The organism is Rheinheimera pleomorphica (genome assembly GCF_011634895.1).
Taxonomy (GTDB): domain Bacteria; phylum Pseudomonadota; class Gammaproteobacteria; order Enterobacterales; family Alteromonadaceae; genus Alishewanella; species Alishewanella pleomorphica.
This window is the reverse complement of record NZ_SIRR01000003.1, coordinates 610,041-630,207: the sequence shown is the minus strand read 5'-3', so window position 1 is coordinate 630,207 and position 20,167 is coordinate 610,041. Positions and strand designations below refer to the sequence as shown.

At 48.5% G+C, this 20,167-nt stretch carries 23 protein-coding genes; 4 read left to right on the top strand and 19 right to left on the bottom strand.

The genetic code is table 11. The annotated features are described in order from the left end of the window. The first annotated feature begins 156 nt into the window (after positions 1-156). Positions 157-1,311, top strand: a complete 1,155-nt coding sequence (locus EYB30_RS04055; protein WP_166837360.1) for a serine hydrolase domain-containing protein — start codon at positions 157-159, stop codon at positions 1,309-1,311. Positions 1,312-1,324: 13 nt separating this feature from the next. Here the strand turns inward: EYB30_RS04055 and EYB30_RS04050 are convergent, their stop codons facing one another. From EYB30_RS04050 to xerD, 18 genes are all read right to left on the bottom strand, one after another. After that, positions 1,325-1,726, bottom strand: coding sequence for a GFA family protein (locus EYB30_RS04050; RefSeq protein WP_166837358.1), 402 nt, complete (start codon positions 1,724-1,726; stop codon positions 1,325-1,327). A 174-nt stretch (positions 1,727-1,900) separates the two neighbouring features. Next, positions 1,901-3,034, bottom strand: a complete 1,134-nt coding sequence (locus EYB30_RS04045) for an alpha/beta hydrolase (protein ID WP_166837356.1) — start codon at positions 3,032-3,034, stop codon at positions 1,901-1,903. Between the two features lie 242 nt (positions 3,035-3,276). Then, positions 3,277-3,936: a hypothetical protein gene (locus EYB30_RS04040; RefSeq protein WP_166837354.1), complete on the bottom strand. Its 660-nt coding sequence runs from the start codon at positions 3,934-3,936 to the stop codon at positions 3,277-3,279. A gap of 132 nt (positions 3,937-4,068) precedes the next feature. Beyond that, positions 4,069-4,410 carry a DUF6694 family lipoprotein gene (locus EYB30_RS04035; RefSeq protein ID WP_166837352.1) on the bottom strand — a complete coding sequence of 114 codons (342 nt, stop codon included), beginning with the start codon at positions 4,408-4,410 and terminating at the stop codon, positions 4,069-4,071. 9 nt (positions 4,411-4,419) lie between these two features. Continuing rightward, a complete protein-coding gene (locus EYB30_RS04030) occupies positions 4,420-5,010 on the bottom strand; it encodes a hypothetical protein (protein WP_166837350.1) in 591 nt (196 codons plus the stop codon). A gap of 152 nt (positions 5,011-5,162) precedes the next feature. Continuing rightward, entirely contained in the window at positions 5,163-6,080 is a 918-nt protein-coding gene (locus EYB30_RS04025) for a hypothetical protein (protein WP_166837348.1), read from the bottom strand. Between the two features lie 101 nt (positions 6,081-6,181). Beyond that, a complete protein-coding gene (locus EYB30_RS04020) occupies positions 6,182-6,595 on the bottom strand; it encodes a hypothetical protein (RefSeq protein WP_166837346.1) in 414 nt (137 codons plus the stop codon). A gap of 66 nt (positions 6,596-6,661) precedes the next feature. Beyond that, positions 6,662-6,901, bottom strand: a complete 240-nt coding sequence (locus EYB30_RS04015) for a hypothetical protein (protein ID WP_166837344.1) — start codon at positions 6,899-6,901, stop codon at positions 6,662-6,664. Between the two features lie 93 nt (positions 6,902-6,994). After that, positions 6,995-7,438, bottom strand: coding sequence for a hypothetical protein (locus EYB30_RS04010; protein ID WP_166837343.1), 444 nt, complete (start codon positions 7,436-7,438; stop codon positions 6,995-6,997). Between the two features lie 203 nt (positions 7,439-7,641). After that, on the bottom strand, positions 7,642-8,064 hold the full coding sequence (locus tag EYB30_RS04005; RefSeq protein ID WP_166837341.1) for a hypothetical protein: 423 nt from the start codon (positions 8,062-8,064) through the stop codon (positions 7,642-7,644). Positions 8,065-8,150: 86 nt separating this feature from the next. Beyond that, positions 8,151-8,522, bottom strand: coding sequence for a hypothetical protein (locus EYB30_RS04000; RefSeq protein ID WP_166837339.1), 372 nt, complete (start codon positions 8,520-8,522; stop codon positions 8,151-8,153). 25 nt (positions 8,523-8,547) lie between these two features. Continuing rightward, positions 8,548-9,195 (bottom strand): hypothetical protein, encoded by a 648-nt coding sequence (locus tag EYB30_RS03995; protein ID WP_166837337.1) that lies wholly within the window; start codon positions 9,193-9,195, stop codon positions 8,548-8,550. Positions 9,196-9,289: 94 nt separating this feature from the next. Beyond that, the gene (locus tag EYB30_RS03990) at positions 9,290-9,568 is read right to left on the bottom strand and encodes a hypothetical protein (protein ID WP_166837335.1); all 279 of its coding nucleotides are present in this window, start codon (positions 9,566-9,568) and stop codon (positions 9,290-9,292) included. A 337-nt stretch (positions 9,569-9,905) separates the two neighbouring features. Next, on the bottom strand, positions 9,906-11,426 hold the full coding sequence (gene lysS, locus EYB30_RS03985; protein WP_166837333.1) for a lysine--tRNA ligase: 1,521 nt from the start codon (positions 11,424-11,426) through the stop codon (positions 9,906-9,908). A gap of 195 nt (positions 11,427-11,621) precedes the next feature. Further along, positions 11,622-12,720, bottom strand: a protein-coding gene (gene prfB / locus EYB30_RS03980) for a peptide chain release factor 2 (protein WP_166837331.1) whose coding sequence is annotated in 2 segments (ribosomal slippage) — positions 11,622-12,644 and positions 12,646-12,720 — 1,098 coding nt in all. Because the reading frame shifts where the segments join, the coding sequence is not laid out codon by codon here. A 175-nt stretch (positions 12,721-12,895) separates the two neighbouring features. Then, a complete protein-coding gene (gene recJ, locus EYB30_RS03975; RefSeq protein WP_166837329.1) occupies positions 12,896-14,629 on the bottom strand; it encodes a single-stranded-DNA-specific exonuclease RecJ in 1,734 nt (577 codons plus the stop codon). A gap of 9 nt (positions 14,630-14,638) precedes the next feature. Continuing rightward, on the bottom strand, positions 14,639-15,352 hold the full coding sequence (gene dsbC, locus EYB30_RS03970; protein WP_166837327.1) for a bifunctional protein-disulfide isomerase/oxidoreductase DsbC: 714 nt from the start codon (positions 15,350-15,352) through the stop codon (positions 14,639-14,641). A 20-nt stretch (positions 15,353-15,372) separates the two neighbouring features. Continuing rightward, positions 15,373-16,299 carry a site-specific tyrosine recombinase XerD gene (gene xerD / locus EYB30_RS03965; protein WP_166837325.1) on the bottom strand — a complete coding sequence of 309 codons (927 nt, stop codon included), beginning with the start codon at positions 16,297-16,299 and terminating at the stop codon, positions 15,373-15,375. A gap of 130 nt (positions 16,300-16,429) precedes the next feature. Between xerD and fldB the strand changes: the two genes are divergently transcribed. Beyond that, positions 16,430-16,948 (top strand): flavodoxin FldB, encoded by a 519-nt coding sequence (fldB, locus tag EYB30_RS03960; RefSeq protein ID WP_166837323.1) that lies wholly within the window; start codon positions 16,430-16,432, stop codon positions 16,946-16,948. A 133-nt stretch (positions 16,949-17,081) separates the two neighbouring features. Beyond that, positions 17,082-18,041, top strand: a complete 960-nt coding sequence (locus EYB30_RS03955; RefSeq protein ID WP_166837321.1) for a hypothetical protein — start codon at positions 17,082-17,084, stop codon at positions 18,039-18,041. A 34-nt stretch (positions 18,042-18,075) separates the two neighbouring features. On the opposite strand, the gene EYB30_RS03950 is transcribed toward EYB30_RS03955, so the two are convergent. After that, positions 18,076-18,786, bottom strand: a complete 711-nt coding sequence (locus EYB30_RS03950) for a tRNA1(Val) (adenine(37)-N6)-methyltransferase (RefSeq protein WP_166837319.1) — start codon at positions 18,784-18,786, stop codon at positions 18,076-18,078. 74 nt (positions 18,787-18,860) lie between these two features. Here EYB30_RS03950 and srmB point away from each other — a divergent pair, with 74 nt between their 5' ends. Continuing rightward, positions 18,861-20,084, top strand: coding sequence for an ATP-dependent RNA helicase SrmB (srmB, locus tag EYB30_RS03945; RefSeq protein ID WP_166837317.1), 1,224 nt, complete (start codon positions 18,861-18,863; stop codon positions 20,082-20,084). The last annotated feature ends 83 nt before the right edge of the window (positions 20,085-20,167 follow it).

The window sequence follows — 20,167 nt, the reverse complement described above, 5'->3', positions numbered from 1 at the left end:
CCTCCAACTGAGGTGGCTGGTTCAGCATTACAGCAGCAACAGCAAAGCCAGTCGCAGTTAACCGCTGCCCGGGCGCAATTCTCCGCTTTGCCTATTGCCCAAGGTACTGTCAGCAGCCACTATTAGCACTGCTGTTTTGCTAACCGGGAGCTTACTGTGCGTCTAACCTTACCCCTACTACTGGCACTTGTTGCGCTGCCGCTAACGGCCAATACGTATTACCCGCCGCGCGGTGACTGGGCCAGTGCCCAGCCGCAGGCACTGGGTGTTAATGGCGAAAAACTCTCAGCAGCGGTGGCTTATGCTATCGCCAGCGAAAACCCGGCCTCACGTGATCAGGCCATCGTACAGGCCACTACCTTTGGTGCCCGCGAGCCTTATGATCAGATTATTGGCCCTATGGGCGTGCGCGCCGGCGCCAATGGCCTAATTGTGTACAAGGGCAAAGTTATTGCGCGCTGGGGCGATGTCGACAGCGTGGATATGACGCACAGCATCGCCAAGACCTTTTTAACCACCGTTACCGGTTTAGCCTGGCAGCAGGGGTTAATCCGCGACCTAAATGATAAAGTGGGCCCTTATATGCCGCATGGCACAGCGCTGTATGACGGCGAGCACAACAGCCAAATCCGCTGGGACCATCTGCTGCGCCAAACCAGTGACTGGCAAGGCACGCTATGGGGCAAACCCGACTGGGCCGACCGGCCAGAGAGTAAAACCCCGGCCGACTGGCCCAACCGGCCACTGCGCACACCAGGCAGCCACTACAAATACAATGATGTACGCATTAACCTGTTGGCGCTGTCTACCCTGTATGTCTGGCGTAAACCGCTGCCAGAGGTGTTAAACGAGCAGATTATGCAGCCGATTGGCGCTTCATCTACCTGGCGCTGGTATGGCTACGACAATAGCTGGATAGAACTGGATGGCCAAAAAGTGCAGTCGGTGTCCGGCGGCGGTCACTGGGGCGGCGGCATCTTTATTAACGCCTGGGACTTAGCCCGTTTTGGTTATTTATTTTTGCGTGATGGCAAATGGCAGGACCAGCAGTTAGTAAGTGAAGACTGGATAGCGATGGCCAGCAGCGGCGGCAGCGCCAATGCCGAATATGGCTTTGCCAACTGGTTTTTAAACCCGGGCCGTAAAGCCTTGCCCAATGCGCCCGAGAGCGCAGTCACCTTTCAGGGCGCGGGCCGTAATGTGATTTATATCGACCAGGAAAACGATGTATTAATGGTCACACGCTGGATTGGTAACGGCGATGAGCTAAACCAGTTGGTGGGTAAAGTGCTGGCTGCGTTGCCGCAGTAGGCGTTTAACCGAGCTACTGCGGCAACCGCTTAAATGCAGGCACTTTTGTCAGGTCGCTATCCCAGGCCGCTTTGCTGGCGGTAAAGATATGCGCGGTCGGCGCGATCGACACCGCGGTATCCAGACAGCCCGCCGGCACGACCAGTAAACCCGGTGTTTGAGTATTTGGCACGGCAGCGCCGCACAGCTTACAAAAACTTTTACTGTGCTGGCTGCCGGCCAGCGTAAAGTGGCTTATTGCATCCTCACCGGCCAACCAGGTTAATGTGGCCGATTGCGAAAATAAATTAGCCGCATGGGCAGAGCCGGTATCTTTCTGGCAATACCGGCAGTGGCACAGGTAAAAGCTATCAAATTGGCCTGTTACGGTAAATTTTACCGTGCCACACAGGCAAGAACCCAAGTGTTCGGTCATTGCATACTCCTTAGGGGCTTTTGCTGTGGCAGGTATTACACCATGTTAGGGTTGCAATACCTGCCTATTTATACGCTTACCGAAATTGAAATAGGTTTGCGTCTGCCCAAATTTACCCTTGGCGGAAAACTTATGCTTAATCGACATGGCATTGTAACCAGTCTCGAAGACAGGCTAAGCAACCAAAGCTTCAAGCTGTGCTTTTTGTTCAGGGCTAAGTTCATTTAATGTCTGCAATGCATCTGTAAGCGCTGCTTTGGCATCTTCTGCCATTTTGAAATGTAAGTAAGCCTTAATTAAGGCTGTATGCGCATTCAACGAGTGAGGATAATTTGCCCGATTCCACTTCAGTAACGCCAACGCATCATCTTGCCGGTTTAAATATTGCAACCATCCAGCGTAACCGTTGGCTTTATCTTGCGGGATCATCAGCTCTGTTTTAAGAAGTTTCGAGCGACTGGCAAATTTTGCCTGCAAATCAGCCAAGGTTTTAGGTTCGCCTTCTGCAATAGCCCACTCTGAAAATATATGTTTCAACCCGGCATATTGCCCCTGCAACACCGTCGTATTGTGCGTTTCGTTGTTAAACGTCTGGGATGCAACGACTAACTTGTCAGATGGATAACGCGCTAGCAAATCAACAAAGCGTTGATACGGCTCTGTCATGGTCGATTCTTCGTTGGCTATCGACACAAACAAGTGCCCTTGCAACTGCTCGCTTTTTAAAGCCGGCTCGGCTAAGCCAGACAATTGCTGGTTATTCCAATATAAAGACGGGCTGATGGCGATCACAGCATGAAACAAGCCTGGTCGTTTCACCAATGCATTGATAGCAAACTGACCACCATGCGACGTACCAGACAGTACTTGGTAGTCCAGAGTACGGTACTGCTTCTTCACAAAAGGAATCACTTCGTTTTCAACAAAAGCTAAAAATCTATCTGCATTTTCCGGCCCAGCAGGGTTTTGCTTGTCTGAGGGGGTTAGCGTCAGGTCTCTGGTTCGTGTTTCAGGTGGGTTGACAATGCCAACCACAATCATCGGCGGCATCTGCTCGAACTTTGCTAAGTAATCTATGGTGCCTGCGGTATGGGGGCCCTGAACATCACCATCCGTCAGGTATAACACCGGATATCGATCCTGACTATTTTGATAGCCAGCAGGCAGGTAAAGCACCAGGTTACGCTTTTCGCCAAGCACAGTACTGTCAATCTTCAGCTCTTGTAATACCGGCAGGTGCGCCGCAGCCCAGCTATTGCAGTGGCTTCCCAATATGAGCAGCAGTAATCCATATACTATTTTTTTCATTGTTTTCCTTAATTTTATGGCGCGACTCGTAACCCGTTGCCTGTAAAAAATTCTGCCAGTTCCAAAATTGGGATCAGTCTATTCTTCTAGCTTTATGTAAATCAAGCGTTTTTATGTTGTAGCAATTTTTTATGAGACGCGTCAGCGGACAGCTGAAACAATAACCGCTGGATCTGACAAAGAAGGTTTCGTTGTATTAGTAATGAGCTAAACCAGCTGGTAGGTAAACTACAACCGGAATTTCAGTCACTGTCAGAATCCATATCTGCTGATGATATGCTACTTGCTTCACTTTCCGCCGCATCTGCAATATCTCCCTGATAGATGTAGTCGCCCTCCAGATAACAGACAAAGGTCACCTCATCATCGTCGTTGTACTGCTTTAACATGTTGCCCATCCTGGCTTCAAACGATTTATAGGTACCGTTATTTGCACCACCGTCCTGAGCGAAGACATTTTCCTCGTCCGTCCCGTCACCACCGTTGCGCTTGGCTAACACATGCCCCCGGTTGGCTTCGGTAAACACGTTTTTCAGCGGGCCGACAGCATCTTCGTTTTCATATTTCCCATCAACGCTTGTAACCTTGTACCTGGCCCGGTATTTATTCACTCCCAACCAGCCCTGATCCCCGGCATCAGTACCGTCTTTAAAATCTTCCACATCACCGGTTGCTGCTAACACCTTTTTCGTTGCAGAACTGCTGCCTTGCACTATGACGTCGACATGACGCTGGACCACCGCGCTGTTGCTAGCCAACTGTTGTAGTTTTCTTTGTGCTATAGCCTGCGGACGGTTATCGACAAATTGCAACGGAGATTTAATGCCTGCTTGCCTGCCAGACAAGACATGCGCCGAAGACTGTCTGTTGTTTGCCGGTGTTTTGTCAGCGTAAGTATGCATTTTTAAACCCTTTTTTCGTGGACAGAGGCTTTAGGGACACTCAAAGAGTTAACTGGGTATAACCGATACAAACGACATTTACCAGTTTAAGCAATAATTAATTTACATTGGCATTCGGGTATTTAGTGCTATTTATTTTGAAGACACACTGACTTTCGTCGGCGAAGACTTTGCCAGCTCTAAAACCTGATAGTAGTTTAAACCGTCAATTTTTTTACCAATAATGAAGTAGTTCATTTCGTCTGTCATCGTAGGGTCGCCTAAGATGTCATAAACACTGTTAACGTCTGAAAACTGTATTGCCATTAACGCCATTACAAACTCAATTTGCTCTGCAGGCTTTAAACGCTTAGTTACTTCAGAAACCCCCTGCATCGTTGATTCAACCGTTGAGCCATCAAATACATAATCCCTTTTGGTGCTAGCGCAGCCAGCAACAATAGTTATCAATAAAGCAAAGAATATATGTTTCATCGGATCTCCTTATAAACTGTTCTTACCCATAACATCAGGGCGGCTTTGTTTAATAAATTCGAGCGTACTTTGTATGTTGCAAAGCAAATTTTCGGGCTCGTTTTCATCGAATTTGTTTACACCAAATATTTCAAGGCTATTGTCAGGGGCTTTCATGGATTGAGAGAACGATAAATTGTATTGCGAGCCTTTAGGTACCATGAATGGAAGGATGAAAACATTGAAACCGTCCAGGTCAATGTTGTACTGCGACAACAGCTCTGTTGGCCAATTAATGTGATTTACAAATATAGACCCTATAGCATCATTAGGCACGAAGGCTGCTGCAGTACCTTTATGAACATCAGTTAGCAGTTCTGGTTGTTTTATGGTTAAAAGCGCGTACATAGCCATCCAGGGCGTTATGCCTTTTTGATTGAGCATGTATCTGGGGGCGATTAATGCACCTGTGCTGACCGAAGCATTTACACCAACCATACGTATAAGCGCTTGAGCCATGTTTTGATTTAGCCCTACGTCATTAAGCAGAAATTTAGTTAAGCCATAAAAATAAAGCTGATCCCAATCTGTTGCGGATACCTCTGGCGCATTGTGATTCATTCTCTCATCCTTGTTAGACACAACAGCTTTGTTGGAAAAGATAAAAAAGCTAATCCGGGGACTACACCGATTATTAGCACGAGTTTGAGCATCTTATTGTCTAAAGCTTTTGTAAAAGGCGCGACCGTAGGAGCGTTCTTTTGACAAATTTGTTATGCATTGTTAAGTTTTTCGATTGCCTTTGAAATCTCAACGTCAAGACTATTCACTCTTTCTTGATAAGACTCAATAAGAGAGAACGTAATTCGCTCAAGTGCAAGTGCTGCACTTAGTTCTGATTTTTCAGGAGCTTCTGTGGAACAGAATGACTTTATATTGGCATTATACTCAGGAACAATATTCGCCACTCTATCGTAAATAGTACGTAGCTCTCCCATCTTCGCATACAGTTGAGCCAACTCAGACACATCGATTATCTTCAATTTCCTTACAATATCTAGATTCGCCCTCCAAGCTGAATCATGTATAACGTATCTAGTGCCGTTTAAATCAGCAAGTGATATCAAGGTGGTGTTCGTTCGGTCTACAGTTCTAGAAATTGCGGCACAAATCTCACGATATTTTCTAACTTCTTCTGAATCGTCTAATAAACCGCTATTTTCTAACCACTCCATTCTTTCGTTATACAGATTTGGGAGAGAGTCAGAGTCAACATTCTCTATATAATTTTCTTCGGGGAACAACCCATTCAATATTTTGAATCGCTTATCCCTTAATATTCCAGAGATCGTCTTTGACGTATTTGAGAGCGTGGTAGTATTCTTGCCCAGCTCAGAGATAACGTATTTATTAGCTTCTAATTCAGATAGGATTAACGAAATAGCTCTCTTCTGTTCAGCCTGTGAAAGCTCGCTATATTTAAGACCAAATCCAAGCCCAACAATCACAACCCCAATTATAAATCCGTAGCTCAAAATTAACTTGAGAATACTAACAGCCCCTTGCTGCTCTAACTGTGGAAAAATCCCTTGCTTAACTAAGTAGCGACAAAAAGAAAGGAAAAGAAAGACCACAAAGCCGATAAGAACAAGTGGGTCTTCTAGGTACGGAGCAACCTTCTCAAAGTTCATAAATTATCTCATTATGTGTGTGCCACAACGTTGCCTAAAGCCGCAAGCAGCGGCGAGCGTTAGCGAGTCCAGCACCAAAGGTGCGTTGCTTACTTGCCTTGTTAACTTTTTGCATACTCTACAACTAGAGACAGCGGGAACAAAAAAATAGCAGCCAATAAGAGATAACAACAAAGATAAAACACTCCGTAATAAACGGCATTTGTTATCTTACAAGCTAGCTCCAAGTTCCTACTGCCCAGCAGTGAAGGAAAAAAACTAGAGAACAGATTAATCGCATCCGCGTTCTCTTCAAATAGCTTCACCAAGCAAAGCCTTAGCGTTGCTACAATCATTGCCATACCAGCAAGACCAAAGGTTAAAAATAATAACCGTACATTCATCTCAAAAGCAGCAACACCAACGAATGCCGCAAGAACGAGTAACACAGTACCGATAACCCACCAACGATAATAGCTTGCTTCCTTTGTTGTAAGGGTCTGATAGCAAAATTTAAGCGGTGCTTGAAGGTGCATTGTTCTTCCGTAAAGTTAACGCCCAGCGCAGGCGCAGTCAGCGCTGTTTGTTATGAACTTGAATCACTAAATACAAACCGTGCAGATCAGCTGGTATAACTCAGATCTACCTGGCATAGAGGGCTTTGGTGAAACTCGGATTGCCTGATCAATGTCATGTAAAAAGCCTTTACCTGGAGGGAATTCCCCTTCCTTTTCACCATTACAAATTAATGCCTTCCAGTAAGCCAGCTGCTCTCCTTCCATATAATACTCAGCAAGCTCTTTCATTGCTGAATAGCATTGTTCATTACCAGACCATTCCATCGCTTTCCTTACGATTCATAACGCAAAACTTTGGGGCGGCTGGAGCGCAGCGTAAGCCGTCCCAGCAACGATAGTGGCGACAACAGCGCCTTGTTAGGGCATGTAAAACAAGACTTGCTTACCGAATTTTGTTTTTTTATGCCCAATAATAACCCTTTGACCAACATTAACACTTTCATAGTATTCATCGTTTACTCTAAAGTCTTTGTCCGAGCCTTTTACATTAATAATCTTTATGTAATCACGTCGCCCTCTCATTTTTTTAGATGTAATTACTGCTAAAACTGTATGAATGGACTCATTCGAAAGCTTTCTTGCGTGAATAGATGGCAACCACTCTGATAGCATCTGAAATTGCATTACGAATAAAAGTCCTGTGATTGCAGGTAAGGCTACGGATAAGTACAAATAAAATTTTTTATTGTTTGAAACCCAGTTGAGCCTTTCTTTAATTTGACAACGTCTCTTTACGAAAATAGTAATTGAAGCCGCAAGAAAAAATGCGCAACAAGTCGACGACACTATTTTTGCAAACATAACGGTTGACTCATTTGGCTCGAAGTTGTTGCCAAAACTGAAGATCGACGAAACCGTTACTACAAATATGAATGTCAAAACAAATAGAGATGCCAGCTTCAAGTGATGCCCTAACGCCGCTCAGCACGCGCGGCTAAGGAATGGAGGCGAAGCCGCAATGTAGTAGACGTCGCCGTGACTGTACTGGTTAGGCCAGAACTCAGTCATTCCACCTTGGTCTCTCGTTTAAATGCCGCACGCGCCCAATAGAAACCGAAAAATACTAGTGCCGGTCCAACACCGAGCGTCAGGAATCCCCCACTATATTGGGACTGCGTCTCCACCAGTGAGTTATACAATACCCAGCCTACAATTGAGAGACCGATGAAAATGGACGTTATCCCAAGTACTGCCTGGGGAACACCGAACAAAACACCAGTTACCCTTTGCAGAGAGCTGGGACTATCCAGGCTCCGAAGCGCTGACCCAAGATCAATCCAAGCCAAAATCAAAACTGGCAGACCAACGAAAATAAAAAGCAAAAACCACGCGGTTAGCCAACCTTCATCGGTTGTCGCACCAATCGCTCCAGCTAGTACCGTGAGAAACGTAATTACCGCCAGTAACCTTTTGGTCGCAGATTTCATGATCTAGGGCCTAACGCAAAGCTTTGGGGCGGCTGGAGCACAGCGTAAGCCGTCCCAGCCACGATAGTGGCGACAATAGCGCCTTGTTATGTTTTTTGCTGTGCTGCATTAAACATCTTAAGGTGGTCGCCGCCAAAGTAATAAGCACCGATACATTCACCAACTATGGAGCCATATTTTATTGCTTCCTGCCTGCTGACTAACACATCAGGAATAGAGACATTTTTAACAGAAGTCGTACAACTAACAAATAGTTGGGTCACTTTGCTATTGCACTCAGCGACAGAGCCTTTGAAATCATTTTTTATCGGTGATTTTGGATCGTTACAATGCCAAGCTACCTCCGCAGGCATGAAGCTCTTTAACCATGCATCTTTGGGCATGCCTTTTGGAGCTGCCGATATTGTCAGCGGCGTTAAGAACAGACATGTTAAAACTAAAATTTTATACTTCACCATCTACTCCATTAGAAAACATAACGCTTCAAGAACCGGTGCAGCTTGCTGCATCCGTGTTACTTGATTTGTTAGCTGTTGACTCTAAATTAGCGACGCGATAGAAAAATGAAACATACAATAATCCGTACTCGCGCTGCACTCTCTTGAGATTTTCCAAATGCTCACTACCAGATGAATTACCTGAAAAATCAATCAAAGATAGCGCCTCAGTAATTTTGCTATCCAATTTAACTGCCAACTCATAAGCTTTGTGATCTTGCATGATCTGACAAATCGCGATGGCTTCAGCCAGCACAGCTTTTCGGCTTTCAACGGAAAGTGATTCATAATCGTCTACAACAAATTTTATCAGGTCTTCTTGAATTGAGCCTGCCCCTCTGACGCCAGATATCAATCCGCAATAGTTATGGAAAACTGACTCAACCTTTGCAAACATGGAGCTATATATCTCCTGCAATCTTAATGTCGCGGTGATTTGGGCCTTATGTTTCTCTAGTAAGAACAGCGATTGCTTTTGCAACTTAGCTAACTGTATATCTTTCTCTTTTGCTATTTCAGCTACACGCTTAGATTGAAAAAAGCCAAACGCCATGCCCGCTACCGCCACAATATACGGGCCAGCGGCTTTAATGATCTCTATCCAATTCATGGCTTGATCTAAGTCGTTTTCCATTAAGTCTCCATTGCCAGCTAACGCCGTGCGCATGCGCGCGAACTTGTGAGCGTCGCAGCGGCCGCAGGCCGCGAATGCCGCACCTTGTTATAACTCATTTACTTTCCGACAGCGAAAAGGCTGGCAACTGAAAGTCAGATTTACTTCTTACAACCCAGCTATATACTTGAAAATGCTCACCATTGAGCTCTTTAATACGGTGATCTGTCTCAATATTGTTCTTGCACGTTTGCTGCCATAGAGTCTTTACCTGCCGTATAAAGCTGACCTCAATTTCACCAGAAAGCTCATTGAAAACTACTGTTCTGACAAAATTGTTCAATGCATCAGCTTTAAATTTCTCTTCACCAGTCGGGTAAAAATAAAACTTCATACGAAGCTCCATGAGTTATAACAGCTTATTCAAAGGGCCAGAACCCGCGAGTTGCATGCTCTGGCTCCCGCAAGTTCCAAATTTAGACCCAGTCTATTTCGCTAGTAGAATGTAAATCAAGCATTTTTATCTTGTAGCAATTTATTGTTCTGCAAAATGCGGGCTTTAAGCCCGCAAGTTGCAGATAAAAAACTCATACCCGATTACTGTATATTTAAGCAGCTGTAATTTAGCCCGATGACACATGTTATCTGTACAACACTTAAGCCGGCGGTGTAAACCGCTAAAAACAAAAACGCCAGACACGAGGTCTGGCGTTTTTACAGTAGTAAGCTGCTTACTTATCGTGGTGCAAGCGCATATGCGGGAACAGGATTACATCACGGATAGACGCGGCGTCGGCCAGTAGCATGACCAGACGGTCGATACCGATACCCTGGCCTGCTGTCGGCGGTAAGCCATGCTCTAAGGCGGTGACAAAGTCTTCATCGTAGTACATGGCTTCATCATCACCGGCGTCTTTTTGCGCCACCTGATGCTGAAAGCGCTCGGCCTGATCTTCGGCGTCATTTAACTCGCTAAAGCCGTTACCCAGCTCGCGGCCGCCGATAAAGAATTCAAAGCGGTCGGTGATTTCCGGGTTATGGTCGTTACGCCGTGCCAGTGGTGATACTTCGGCCGGGTACTCGGTAATAAAGGTGGGGTGACGCAGCTTGGTTTCTACCAGCTCGTCAAACACTTCCATTAAAATACGGCCGTGGCCGTAGTTGGCTTTTACTTCAATACCCAGTGATTTGGCCAGCTCCGCTACCGACTCACGCGTGGCCAGCTGCTCTTTAGTGATTTGTGGGTTGTAATGCAGAATAGACTCAGTAACCGACATGCGCGCAAATGGCTTGCCAAAGTCGAACACTTCGCCCTGATACGGCACTTCAGTTGAGCCCAGTACATGCTGAGCCAAGCCGCGGAATAACTTTTCGGTTAAGTCCATTAAATCGTTGTAATCAGCATAGGCCCAGTAGAATTCCAGCATGGTAAATTCCGGGTTGTGGCGGGTGGATACGCCCTCGTTACGGAAGTTACGGTTTAGCTCGAATACCTTTTCAAAGCCGCCAACCACTAAGCGCTTTAAATACAGCTCAGGGGCGATACGCAAAAACATCTGCATATCCAGCGCGTTGTGGTGCGTTTCAAACGGCCGGGCTGAGGCGCCACCAGGAATGGCTTGCAGCATCGGCGTTTCTACTTCTAAAAAGCCTTCTTCGCTAAAGAACTTACGAATATAGGCCACAGTTTTGCTGCGCACTAAAAAGGTGTGGCGTGACTGCTCGTTAGAGATCAGATCTAAATAACGCTGACGGTAACGCGCTTCGTTATCGGTTAAGCCGTGGAATTTATCCGGCAGTGGCCTAAGCGCTTTGGTGAGTAAGCGGATTTCGCTGGCCCATACCGTTAGCTCGCCAGTTTGGGTTTTAAATAAGTGGCCTTTCACGCCTAAAATATCGCCTAAGTCCCACTTTTTAAACTGCTCGTTGTACAGGCCTTCTGGCAGGCTGTCGCGCGCCACGTACACCTGAAACTTACCGCCCATATCCTGCAGTGTGGTAAAGCTGGCTTTACCCATAATGCGGCGCGTCATCATACGGCCGCCCAGGCTGACTTCAATCTTCTGCGCTTCTAACTCTTCTTTGCTTAAGTGGTTGTACTTAGCCAAGACTTCATCAGAGATATGCTCACGGCGAAAATCGTTCGGGAACATAAAGCCGTCTTCGCGTAACGCGGCCAGCTTATGTTTTCGCTCAGCAATCAGTTTGTTTACGTCCTGAATTTCGTCGTGTTGTGGCTGTTGGTCAGACATAGTGTATTTCCTGATTGATGTCGAAGTTTTAGTTAAGTCATTACTGCAGGCAATGGCCTGTTAGCGGCGCTAACGAACCGGTTTAGCCACACCAACACGCCGTGAATACATCCATGTAGGCTCGATTCCGGCATCCATGCCTTCAACGGTTGGCTTAGGGTAAACCGATTCACGCTCAATCTGTTCGCATTACCATTACAAACCGGCTTTTAAGCTGGCTTCAATAAATTTATCCAGATCGCCGTCTAACACCGACTGGGTGTTACGGGTTTCGATACCGGTGCGTAAATCTTTAATCCGCGAGTCATCCAGCACATAAGAGCGAATTTGGCTGCCCCAGCCGATATCCGACTTGGTATCTTCCAGCGCCTGCTTTTCGGCATTTTGCTTTTGCAGCTCAAACTCATATAGCTTGGCGCGCAGTTGCTTGTAGGCATTGTCACGGTTTTTATGCTGCGAGCGGTCGTTCTGACACTGCACCACGATATTGGTCGGCAAGTGGGTAATACGCACGGCCGAGTCGGTACGGTTAACGTGCTGACCACCGGCACCCGAGGCGCGGTAAGTGTCGATACGTAAATCGGCCGGGTTAATTTCAATTTCAATGTCGTCGTCAATTTCCGGCGACACAAACACCGAGGCAAACGAGGTATGACGGCGGTTACCGCTATCAAACGGGCTTTTACGCACTAACCGGTGTACGCCGGTTTCAGTGCGTAGCCAGCCGTAAGCATATTCGCCGCTGAATTTAATGGTACAGCCCTTAATACCGGCGACATCACCGTCGGTGACTTCATAAATTTCTGGCTTAAAGCCTTTATCTTCACCCCAGCGCAGGTACATACGCATTAACATGCTGGCCCAGTCCTGGGCTTCGGTACCGCCTGAGCCCGCCTGAATATCCAGGTAGCAGTCGTTTTCATCGTGCTTGCCGGAGAACATGCGGCGAAATTCCAACAGGCTCAGCTGTTTGTCTAAATCGGCCAGTTCCGCTTTAGCTTCTTCAAAGGTGACTTCGTCTTCGGCTTCTACCGCCAGCTCCAGCAGGCCTTCTACGTCTTCCAGGCCGCGGTCCAGCTTGTCGATGGTACCCACCACCTGCTCCAGCGCCGAGCGCTCTTTACCCAGCGCCTGAGCTTTATCCGGCGTATTCCAGATGGCAGAATCTTCTAATTCGCGCGAAACTTCCTCTAAGCGCTCTTTTTTGCCATCGTAGTCAAAGATACCCCCGAAGCACGTTAGTGCGTTCAGTTAAATCTTTAATGCTGTTGTACACCGGATTGACTTCAAACATGCTGTTAGCCGTAACCTTTAAGAAGCGGAAAAAAACAGGCGGCGATTGTAGCAAAATTATCGCAGGACGTGCAGCCATCTAAGAGTAAAAAACACAAGATGACAAAAAACAGCGGGGGCTTAAAAAGCTGTGGCGGTAAAATGGGGTCAGAGGACTCTGGCCCCATTCTTATGATCTACAGTGCCTGCATGTGTCGCACGATCAGCTGCAGACTTTGTTTGTCGCGGTATTCGTTAATATCCAGCTGATACGCCAGTTGCACCTTTTGCACATTCACATTCGGCCAGGCTTTGTTATCGGCGTTAAACCAGATCGCATCCACCAGGCTGCCATTTGGCGTTTGCAGCATCATTTTCAGGTGTTTGTCGGCCAGCATTTTCTGGCTAATTAAGGCAAACTCGCCATCAAATACCGGTTCGGGAAAGGCCTGACCCCAGGGGCCGGCATTTTGTAACAGCTGGGCAAAATCAAGCGCAAAGCAGTCTGACGGCAGCTCACCGTCGGTATAGATAACCGCCGTTAGCTGCTCGGGCGTTAAATGCTTTTTCGCCGTTAAACTCAGCGCCAGCTTGAAGGTATCCAGCCGCTCGGCATTAATAGTTAAGCCAGCCGCCATCGCATGGCCACCAAACTTTTTAATTAAGCCAGGATACTGGCTGGAGATTTCTTCCAGCAGATCGCGGATATGCAGGCCATTGATGGAACGGGCCGAGCCTTTTAATTCGCCTTCATCGCCCTGGGCAAACACGATGGTCGGCCGGTGAAACTGCTCTTTAATGCGGCCGGCTAAAATACCGATAACGCCCTGATGCCAGTCGTGGCGATATAAACACAAACATTCCGGCAATTCAGCGCCGTCAAAGGATAACTGGCTTAAAAACGCCTGCGCCTCCAACTGCATACTTTGTTCTATGGCGCGACGTTCCACGTTTAAGCTATCCAGCTCAGCCGCATATTGCCGCGCCAGGCCTAAATCGGGGGCTAGCAGGCAACTTATGCCCAATGACATATCATCCAGCCTGCCGGCGGCATTTAGCCGTGGCGCTAAGGCAAAGCCAAAATCACTGGCGGTAAGCTTCTGCGCACTGCGGTTTGCCACATCAATTAAGGCCTGAATACCGGGCCGGCATTTGCCACTGCGAATACGCATTAAACCCTGATGCACTAAAATGCGGTTGTTGGCATCCAGCGGCACCACATCGGCCACGGTGCCCAGCGCCACCAGATCCAGCAGCTCAGCTAAATTAGGCTCGGGTTGTGTATCACTAAAGTAGCCTTGCTCGCGCAGCGCGGCACGCAGTGCCAGCAGCAGATAAAACGCGACACCGACACCGGCCAGCGCTTTGCTGGGAAAGCTGCACCCCGGTTGGTTAGGGTTAACTATCGCATCGGCAGCGGGTAATTCAGTGCCTGCTAAATGGTGGTCGGTAACTAATACCTTAACGCCGGCTTTTTTCGCCAGTGCTACGCCGTCAATGGCGGAAATGCCGTTGTCGACCGTGATGATTAATTCTGCCCCCTGTGCCACCGCCAACTCGGCCATCTCGGGCGTTAAGCCATAGCCGTATTCAAAGCGGTTCGGCACCAGGTATTCTACCCGCTTAAAACCCAGTGCTTTTAAACCGGTTAGCAACACGGCAGTGCTGGTGGCGCCGTCGGCATCAAAGTCACCCACGATCACCAACTGTTGCTGCTGCTCCAGTGCGCTAATTAACAATGCAACGGCGCTATCAATGCCTTTTAAGGCCGTAAACGGGATTAAACCGGCCGCACCGCGTTCCAATTCAGTGGCGCAGCTGACACCGCGGCTGGCATACAGGCGTTGCAATACCGGGTGAACTACCCCTGGCAAAGACGGTAAAACGCCGGGCAAAACCCGGCGCTGAATAAAACGGTTAACAACAGACATAGCCGGTACTTATTCCGCTTTTAATTGCGCTAATAATGCCTTGGCGGGCTGATAACCCGGGATCAAACGGCCACTGGGTAAAATAATCGCCGGCGTGCCACTGATGCCAAACGACTGGCCCAGCTCATACTGTGCTTTAACCGGATTGCTGCACATGGCCGGCTTTACACTGTCGCCGTCTTTTGCCATGTCCATGGCACCACGGCTGTCTTTGCTACACCAGATATGCTGCATTTGCAGATAGGTTTCAGAGCCCAGGCCACCGCGGGGAAACGCCAGGTAACGCACGGTTATGCCGGCATTATTGTAGTCTTGCATTTCACTGTGCAGTTTACGGCAATAGCCACAGCTGGGGTCAGTAAAGACGTTAACAACAAACTTTTCGTCTTTGGCTTTGTATTCAATGGTACCGTCTTTACTGGCCGCGATGTTTTGCTGGATATAAGGCCGCATCTGAGCGTCATTTACCAGCACCTTATTATTCAAATCGTAAATATTGCCTTCAATAAAATACTGCCCGTCCTTCGAGGTAAAAAACAGCCCCTTATTGGTAAAGACCTGCAACAAGCCGTCAAGCGGTGCCTCGGCGACAGCGTTAACTTTCAGATTCAGCTGGCTGAATTGCTCACGAATTTGCTGATACTCGGCATCAGGCGCTTTAAGCTGCGCACTGGCTGAGGCGATAAATCCAAGGCTGCATAAGGCTAAAACATACTTTTTCATACGGTTTCCTGTTACGGCGCCTAAGGGCGCGGATGATGTTGCTGATGCAGGCTTTGCAGCCGCGCTTTGGCAACATGAGTATAAATTTGCGTAGTGGATAAATCGCTGTGGCCCAGCAGCATCTGCACTACACGTAAATCGGCACCATGGTTTAATAAGTGGGTGGCAAAAGCATGCCGCAGCGTATGCGGCGACAACTGCGCCTGAATGTGCGCTACTTTGGCATAAAACTTAATGCGGTGCCAGAAGGTTTGCCGCGTCATCTGCTGTGCCCGGCTACTGGGAAACACCACATCCAGCGCCTGACCGCCCAGCAATAAAGTTCTGGCCTCTCGCAAATAGCGTAGCAACCAGTGCGCGGCTTCTTCGCCCATCGGCACCAGCCGCTCTTTCTGCCCCTTACCCACTACCCTTACCAGACCGTGCTGCAAGTTAATTTGTTGCATACTCAGGCCAACTAATTCCGACACCCTCAGGCCGCTGGCGTAAAGTATCTCTAACATGGCCTTATCACGAAACTGGATCGGGTCGTTAATGTCAGGGGCATTCAGCAGTGCGTCAACGTCGTGCTCGGATAAGCTTTTTGGCAGGCTACGGCCAATTTTCGGGTTTAGCAGCTGCGCCAGTGGGTTAGCGGCCAGCAGGCCGCGCTGGTGTGCATAGGCATAAAAACGCCGCAGGCTGCTCAGGCTGCGTGAGGTGCTACGTGGGCTAAATTGCTGGTCAACACGCTGCGCCAGATAACGGTTTACCAGCTGGCTGTCGCAATTTAATAAACTGTGCTGCTGGCCGGCTAAATACAGTGCAAACTTTTTTAAATCAGTGCCATAAGCGCTAAGCGTGTGCTCACTTACGCCTTTGTCCAGCCACAGCTGGTCAAGAAAAGCCGTGATTAAGGCTTGCTCTGTGGCGGCTAAAACGTCATTTGTCGTTGCTGTGACTGCCATGGCTACTCACCTGAAAAACCGTTGCTATAGTACCCCAGCCCGCTGCTGTGGCAAAGCCGGCATTTTGCCATCACCGCGGTTCTGTTACACTGTGCGTCTGTAAGTGGCGCCTTGTTGTTGTGAGATTGTGATGAAAATCGGCTTATTTTATGGCTCTACCACCTGTTATACCGAAATGGTGGCGGAAAAAATTCAGGCATTAATTGGCGCTGACACCGTCGAGCTTAATAACATTAAGCATGTTGCGCTTAGCAAAATGGCCGACTACGACATGCTTATTCTGGGCTTATCGACCTGGGATTTCGGTGAAATTCAGGAAGACTGGGAAGCGCACTGGGACGACATTGCCAGTGTCGATTTAAGCGGCAAAATTATTGCTATTTACGGCATGGGCGATCAGATTGGCTATACCGAGTGGTTTATCGATGCCGTTGGTATGCTGCATGAAGCGATAGCGCCACAACAGCCAACACGGATTGGATTTTGGCCAGCCGCCGGCTATGACTTTATTGCCTCTAAGGCGTTAACCGAAGACGGTGCATTTTTTTACGGCCTGGCACTGGATGATGAAAACCAGTACGACCTGACCGACGAACGCTTAAATGACTGGGTTAGCCAGATCCTGCAAGAGGTCGGCCAACTGCTGTAGTCAGTATTATTTACACCTGCTAACTCAACCACTTAAGCCAATTTCATTAACATACTGACTTTGTTAACAATTAACATTTCGGCACATTTAGTGCATTCCAGAACTGTTAATCGTTAATATCACGGAGTCAGATATGCGTTTTTTATCATCAATACTGCTAACCGCTGGTTTGCTGTTAGTCAGTGGCCCGTCGCAGGCAGCCATTATTCAGGCCTGTTTTGATAGTGGCGGCTCAAGCATTGCCGGCAACACTGGCCAGGCCTGGCTGAGTTCATCGAAGCAATATGGCGCTGATGAAAACAGCTTTATCAATGAAAACAACAACACCCGTTACGCCGCAGGTTGCTTAGGTGGCTACGATGGCAACGACATGCCGCTGCCCACGCTAAACCTGGGTTACCGTGGCGATGGTTTGTTTAACGGTGCGCCGCAATCGGTGGGTAACGCCGACCCTACGCTCACCTCAGGTTTAAACGAATGGTGGATTGACGGCGCCTTTAAGCCAGAGCTGCAAGCGCTGCAGGATCCCAATGCGGCTGTCGACCCGGGTTGGATTTACCTGGGTAAATTTGAACAAGACGACAACTCAGACGAGTGGTCAAAAGACTTTGCCAAACTAGGTGGCGTAGTGGATTTTGCCGAGTTGCTGGATTTTGGTATCCGCTGTGACACCGATGCCGCAGGCCCGGTTACCGGCCCTGATTGCAATGGTTCATCAGGTAATTGGTATTTGACGCCATTTTTTGATGTGCCCGAGCTGGTGGCACCGTTACTGGGCGATAATTTCTTTACCCAGTTTGCCCTGGTGTTTAAAGCAGGTACCGACTTTGTGACCTATAACTTTACCCTCGACAGCATGGAAATTGACCCGGCTACCGTTGGTACCGGCTTGCGCCCCTATGTGTTTGAAGGCGGCTTTAATTTTTCTGATGTACTGTTAAATAACGGCGGCAAAAGTGCCGGCCTGTCACATTTTTCTATCTATGCGTTAGACCCGACAGGTAGCAGCACCACGGTTAGCGAGCCCGCAGCCATACTGATACTGGGCCTGGGTTTGATACTGTTGTCACTACGCCGGCGTTTTGGTTACTAATGCCCGTTGATGCTGCAGCTTTAAGGTTGCAGCATCAAAATTTCAGATAAAAATCCTGCAGTAACGCTTTATATTCTGCACTGTAACCGCCGTCTGCCTGGTGAATGATCAGGCTGCTATTTGCGGCTTTTTGTCTCTGCTTGCTTAAACTCAATAGCAGCCTTTGCACCGGTTTATTCGCTTTACTGCGTACTTCACAGCGCCGCGCCAGATACCAGCCCTGCGCCAGGGCTTGTTGCAACATCGCCTCAGCCTCTGCCAATGGTAATATCAAACTGAATATGCCCTCTGCATGCAGTAGCTCGCCGGCTTTTGTCAGCAGCGCGGCTAACGGCAGGCTATCGGTATGCCGGGCCTGACTGCGCTTTTTGTCCTTTGGCAGCAGCGATTGTTGAAAAAACGGCGGGTTAGATACAATTAAGCGGTAACGTTTGGCACTGTGATAGGTTAGAATGTCGCCCTTTATCAGCTGTATGGCTGTGGGCCAGGGGCTGTTTGCCACATTGAGCATAGCCTGAGCAGCAGCGGCGCTGTCCAGCTCTATGGCGTCGATGGCATTGGCAGCCAGACTACGCTGAGCTAACATCAGGCTTATCAGGCCAGAACCGGCACCGATATCCAGGATAGCGCCACCCGGCTCTGGCAGCGGGGCAAAAGCGCCCAATAATAAGCCATCAGTGCCGACTTTCATCGCGCACTGATCATGAGCAACATAGAATTTTTTACATTGAAAACCGGCTGACATCAGCACCTCCAGCGCGCCAGTTTACGGCGAAGCAGGCGCGCTGTCACCGTAAAGGCAATCAGGCTGAGGACACCATGACAACATTCGCAGATTTTCAACTGGACGACGACATTAACCGCGCCATTAGCATGCGCGGTTTTGACCAGCCGACACTGATCCAGGAAATGGCGATCCCGCTGGCATTAGATGGCAAAGATTTACTCGCCAGTGCGCCCACCGGCACCGGTAAAACGCTGGCATTTGTGTTGCCGGCTATTCAGTATCTGCTGGATTTTGGCCGCAAAGATCCCGGCTTTGCCCGGGTACTGGTGATGACCCCTACCCGCGAGCTGGCGTATCAGGTGTATGACGAATTTAAACACTTCACCCAGTTTACCGGCCTGAACGTTGGCGTGATCACCGGCGGTATTAACTACGGCAGCCACAAAGACACGCTGGAAAAAAACAACGATATTTTAGTCGCTACTCCCGGGCGCTTAACCGAATATCTGGATGAAGAAAGCTTTCAGGCCGATGAAGTAGAGCTGCTGATTCTCGATGAAGCCGACCGCATGCTGGACATGGGCTTTATTGGTGAGATGAACCGCATTGTGCTGGAAGCGCGCCGCCGCCGGCAGACGTTTTTATTCTCTGCCACGCTGGAAGGCAATAACCTGGAGCGTTTTGCCGAGCGGGCGCTGAAAGAGCCGGAGCGTTTAGAGGCGATACCGTCACGCAAAGAAAAAGCTAAAATTCTGCAATGGGTGCATTTAGCCGATGATGCCCAGCATAAGCTGGAACTGCTGATCCACCTGCTAAAGCAGGAAGATGTATCCAAAGCTATTGTCTTTGTTAAAACGCGCGAGCGTTTGGCCAGCTTAACCGGTCAGCTGGAAACCGCCGGCCTTCGCTGCGGCTGGCTACAAGGCGAAATGCCACAGGATAAACGCATGCAGGCGGTTGAGCGCTTTAGCAGCGGCCGGGTCAATATACTGCTGGCTACCGATGTTGCCGCCCGCGGCCTGGACATTGACGATATCAGCCATGTGATTAACTTTGATATGCCGCGCACAGCCGATGTCTATGTGCACCGTATCGGCCGCACCGGCCGCGCCGGTAAAAAAGGCACCGCCATCTCATTGATTGAAGCCCACGATATGGCCATTTTGTCTAAAGTAGAGCGCTACACCGAACAAAAGCTGAAACGCCGCGTGGTAGATAGCCTGCGGCCGAAAAATAAAGAAGCCAAGGTGCCGGTGAAAAAGAAAAAGCCGACCAAAGCTGCAGCTAAAAAGGCCGTTAAAAAAGTCAAAAAATAACCCGTCTTCAACAAACCGCCCGTAAAACTGCGGGCGGTTATCGCTTTTAGCCAGCGTGGCCTTGGAATTTTTTAGTAAAACTG

Coding starts and splice junctions, on each gene's coding strand:
- srmB (WP_166837317.1), top strand. CDS start 18,861: ATGACAACATTCGCAGATTTTCAACTGGACGACGACATTAACCGCGCC.
- EYB30_RS03995 (WP_166837337.1), bottom strand. CDS start 9,195: ATGGAAAACGACTTAGATCAAGCCATGAATTGGATAGAGATCATTAAA.
- EYB30_RS04000 (WP_166837339.1), bottom strand. CDS start 8,522: ATGGTGAAGTATAAAATTTTAGTTTTAACATGTCTGTTCTTAACGCCG.
- EYB30_RS03990 (WP_166837335.1), bottom strand. CDS start 9,568: ATGAAGTTTTATTTTTACCCGACTGGTGAAGAGAAATTTAAAGCTGAT.
- EYB30_RS04010 (WP_166837343.1), bottom strand. CDS start 7,438: ATGTTTGCAAAAATAGTGTCGTCGACTTGTTGCGCATTTTTTCTTGCG.
- EYB30_RS04015 (WP_166837344.1), bottom strand. CDS start 6,901: ATGGAATGGTCTGGTAATGAACAATGCTATTCAGCAATGAAAGAGCTT.
- xerD (WP_166837325.1), bottom strand. CDS start 16,299: ATGGCAGTCACAGCAACGACAAATGACGTTTTAGCCGCCACAGAGCAA.
- recJ (WP_166837329.1), bottom strand. CDS start 14,629: ATGTCTGTTGTTAACCGTTTTATTCAGCGCCGGGTTTTGCCCGGCGTT.
- EYB30_RS04030 (WP_166837350.1), bottom strand. CDS start 5,010: ATGAATCACAATGCGCCAGAGGTATCCGCAACAGATTGGGATCAGCTT.
- EYB30_RS04035 (WP_166837352.1), bottom strand. CDS start 4,410: ATGAAACATATATTCTTTGCTTTATTGATAACTATTGTTGCTGGCTGC.
- EYB30_RS04005 (WP_166837341.1), bottom strand. CDS start 8,064: ATGAAATCTGCGACCAAAAGGTTACTGGCGGTAATTACGTTTCTCACG.
- dsbC (WP_166837327.1), bottom strand. CDS start 15,352: ATGAAAAAGTATGTTTTAGCCTTATGCAGCCTTGGATTTATCGCCTCA.
- lysS (WP_166837333.1), bottom strand. CDS start 11,426: ATGTCTGACCAACAGCCACAACACGACGAAATTCAGGACGTAAACAAA.
- EYB30_RS03950 (WP_166837319.1), bottom strand. CDS start 18,786: ATGTCAGCCGGTTTTCAATGTAAAAAATTCTATGTTGCTCATGATCAG.
- EYB30_RS04045 (WP_166837356.1), bottom strand. CDS start 3,034: ATGAAAAAAATAGTATATGGATTACTGCTGCTCATATTGGGAAGCCAC.
- EYB30_RS03955 (WP_166837321.1), top strand. CDS start 17,082: ATGCGTTTTTTATCATCAATACTGCTAACCGCTGGTTTGCTGTTAGTC.
- EYB30_RS04040 (WP_166837354.1), bottom strand. CDS start 3,936: ATGCATACTTACGCTGACAAAACACCGGCAAACAACAGACAGTCTTCG.
- EYB30_RS04020 (WP_166837346.1), bottom strand. CDS start 6,595: ATGCACCTTCAAGCACCGCTTAAATTTTGCTATCAGACCCTTACAACA.
- EYB30_RS04050 (WP_166837358.1), bottom strand. CDS start 1,726: ATGACCGAACACTTGGGTTCTTGCCTGTGTGGCACGGTAAAATTTACC.
- fldB (WP_166837323.1), top strand. CDS start 16,430: ATGAAAATCGGCTTATTTTATGGCTCTACCACCTGTTATACCGAAATG.
- EYB30_RS04025 (WP_166837348.1), bottom strand. CDS start 6,080: ATGAACTTTGAGAAGGTTGCTCCGTACCTAGAAGACCCACTTGTTCTT.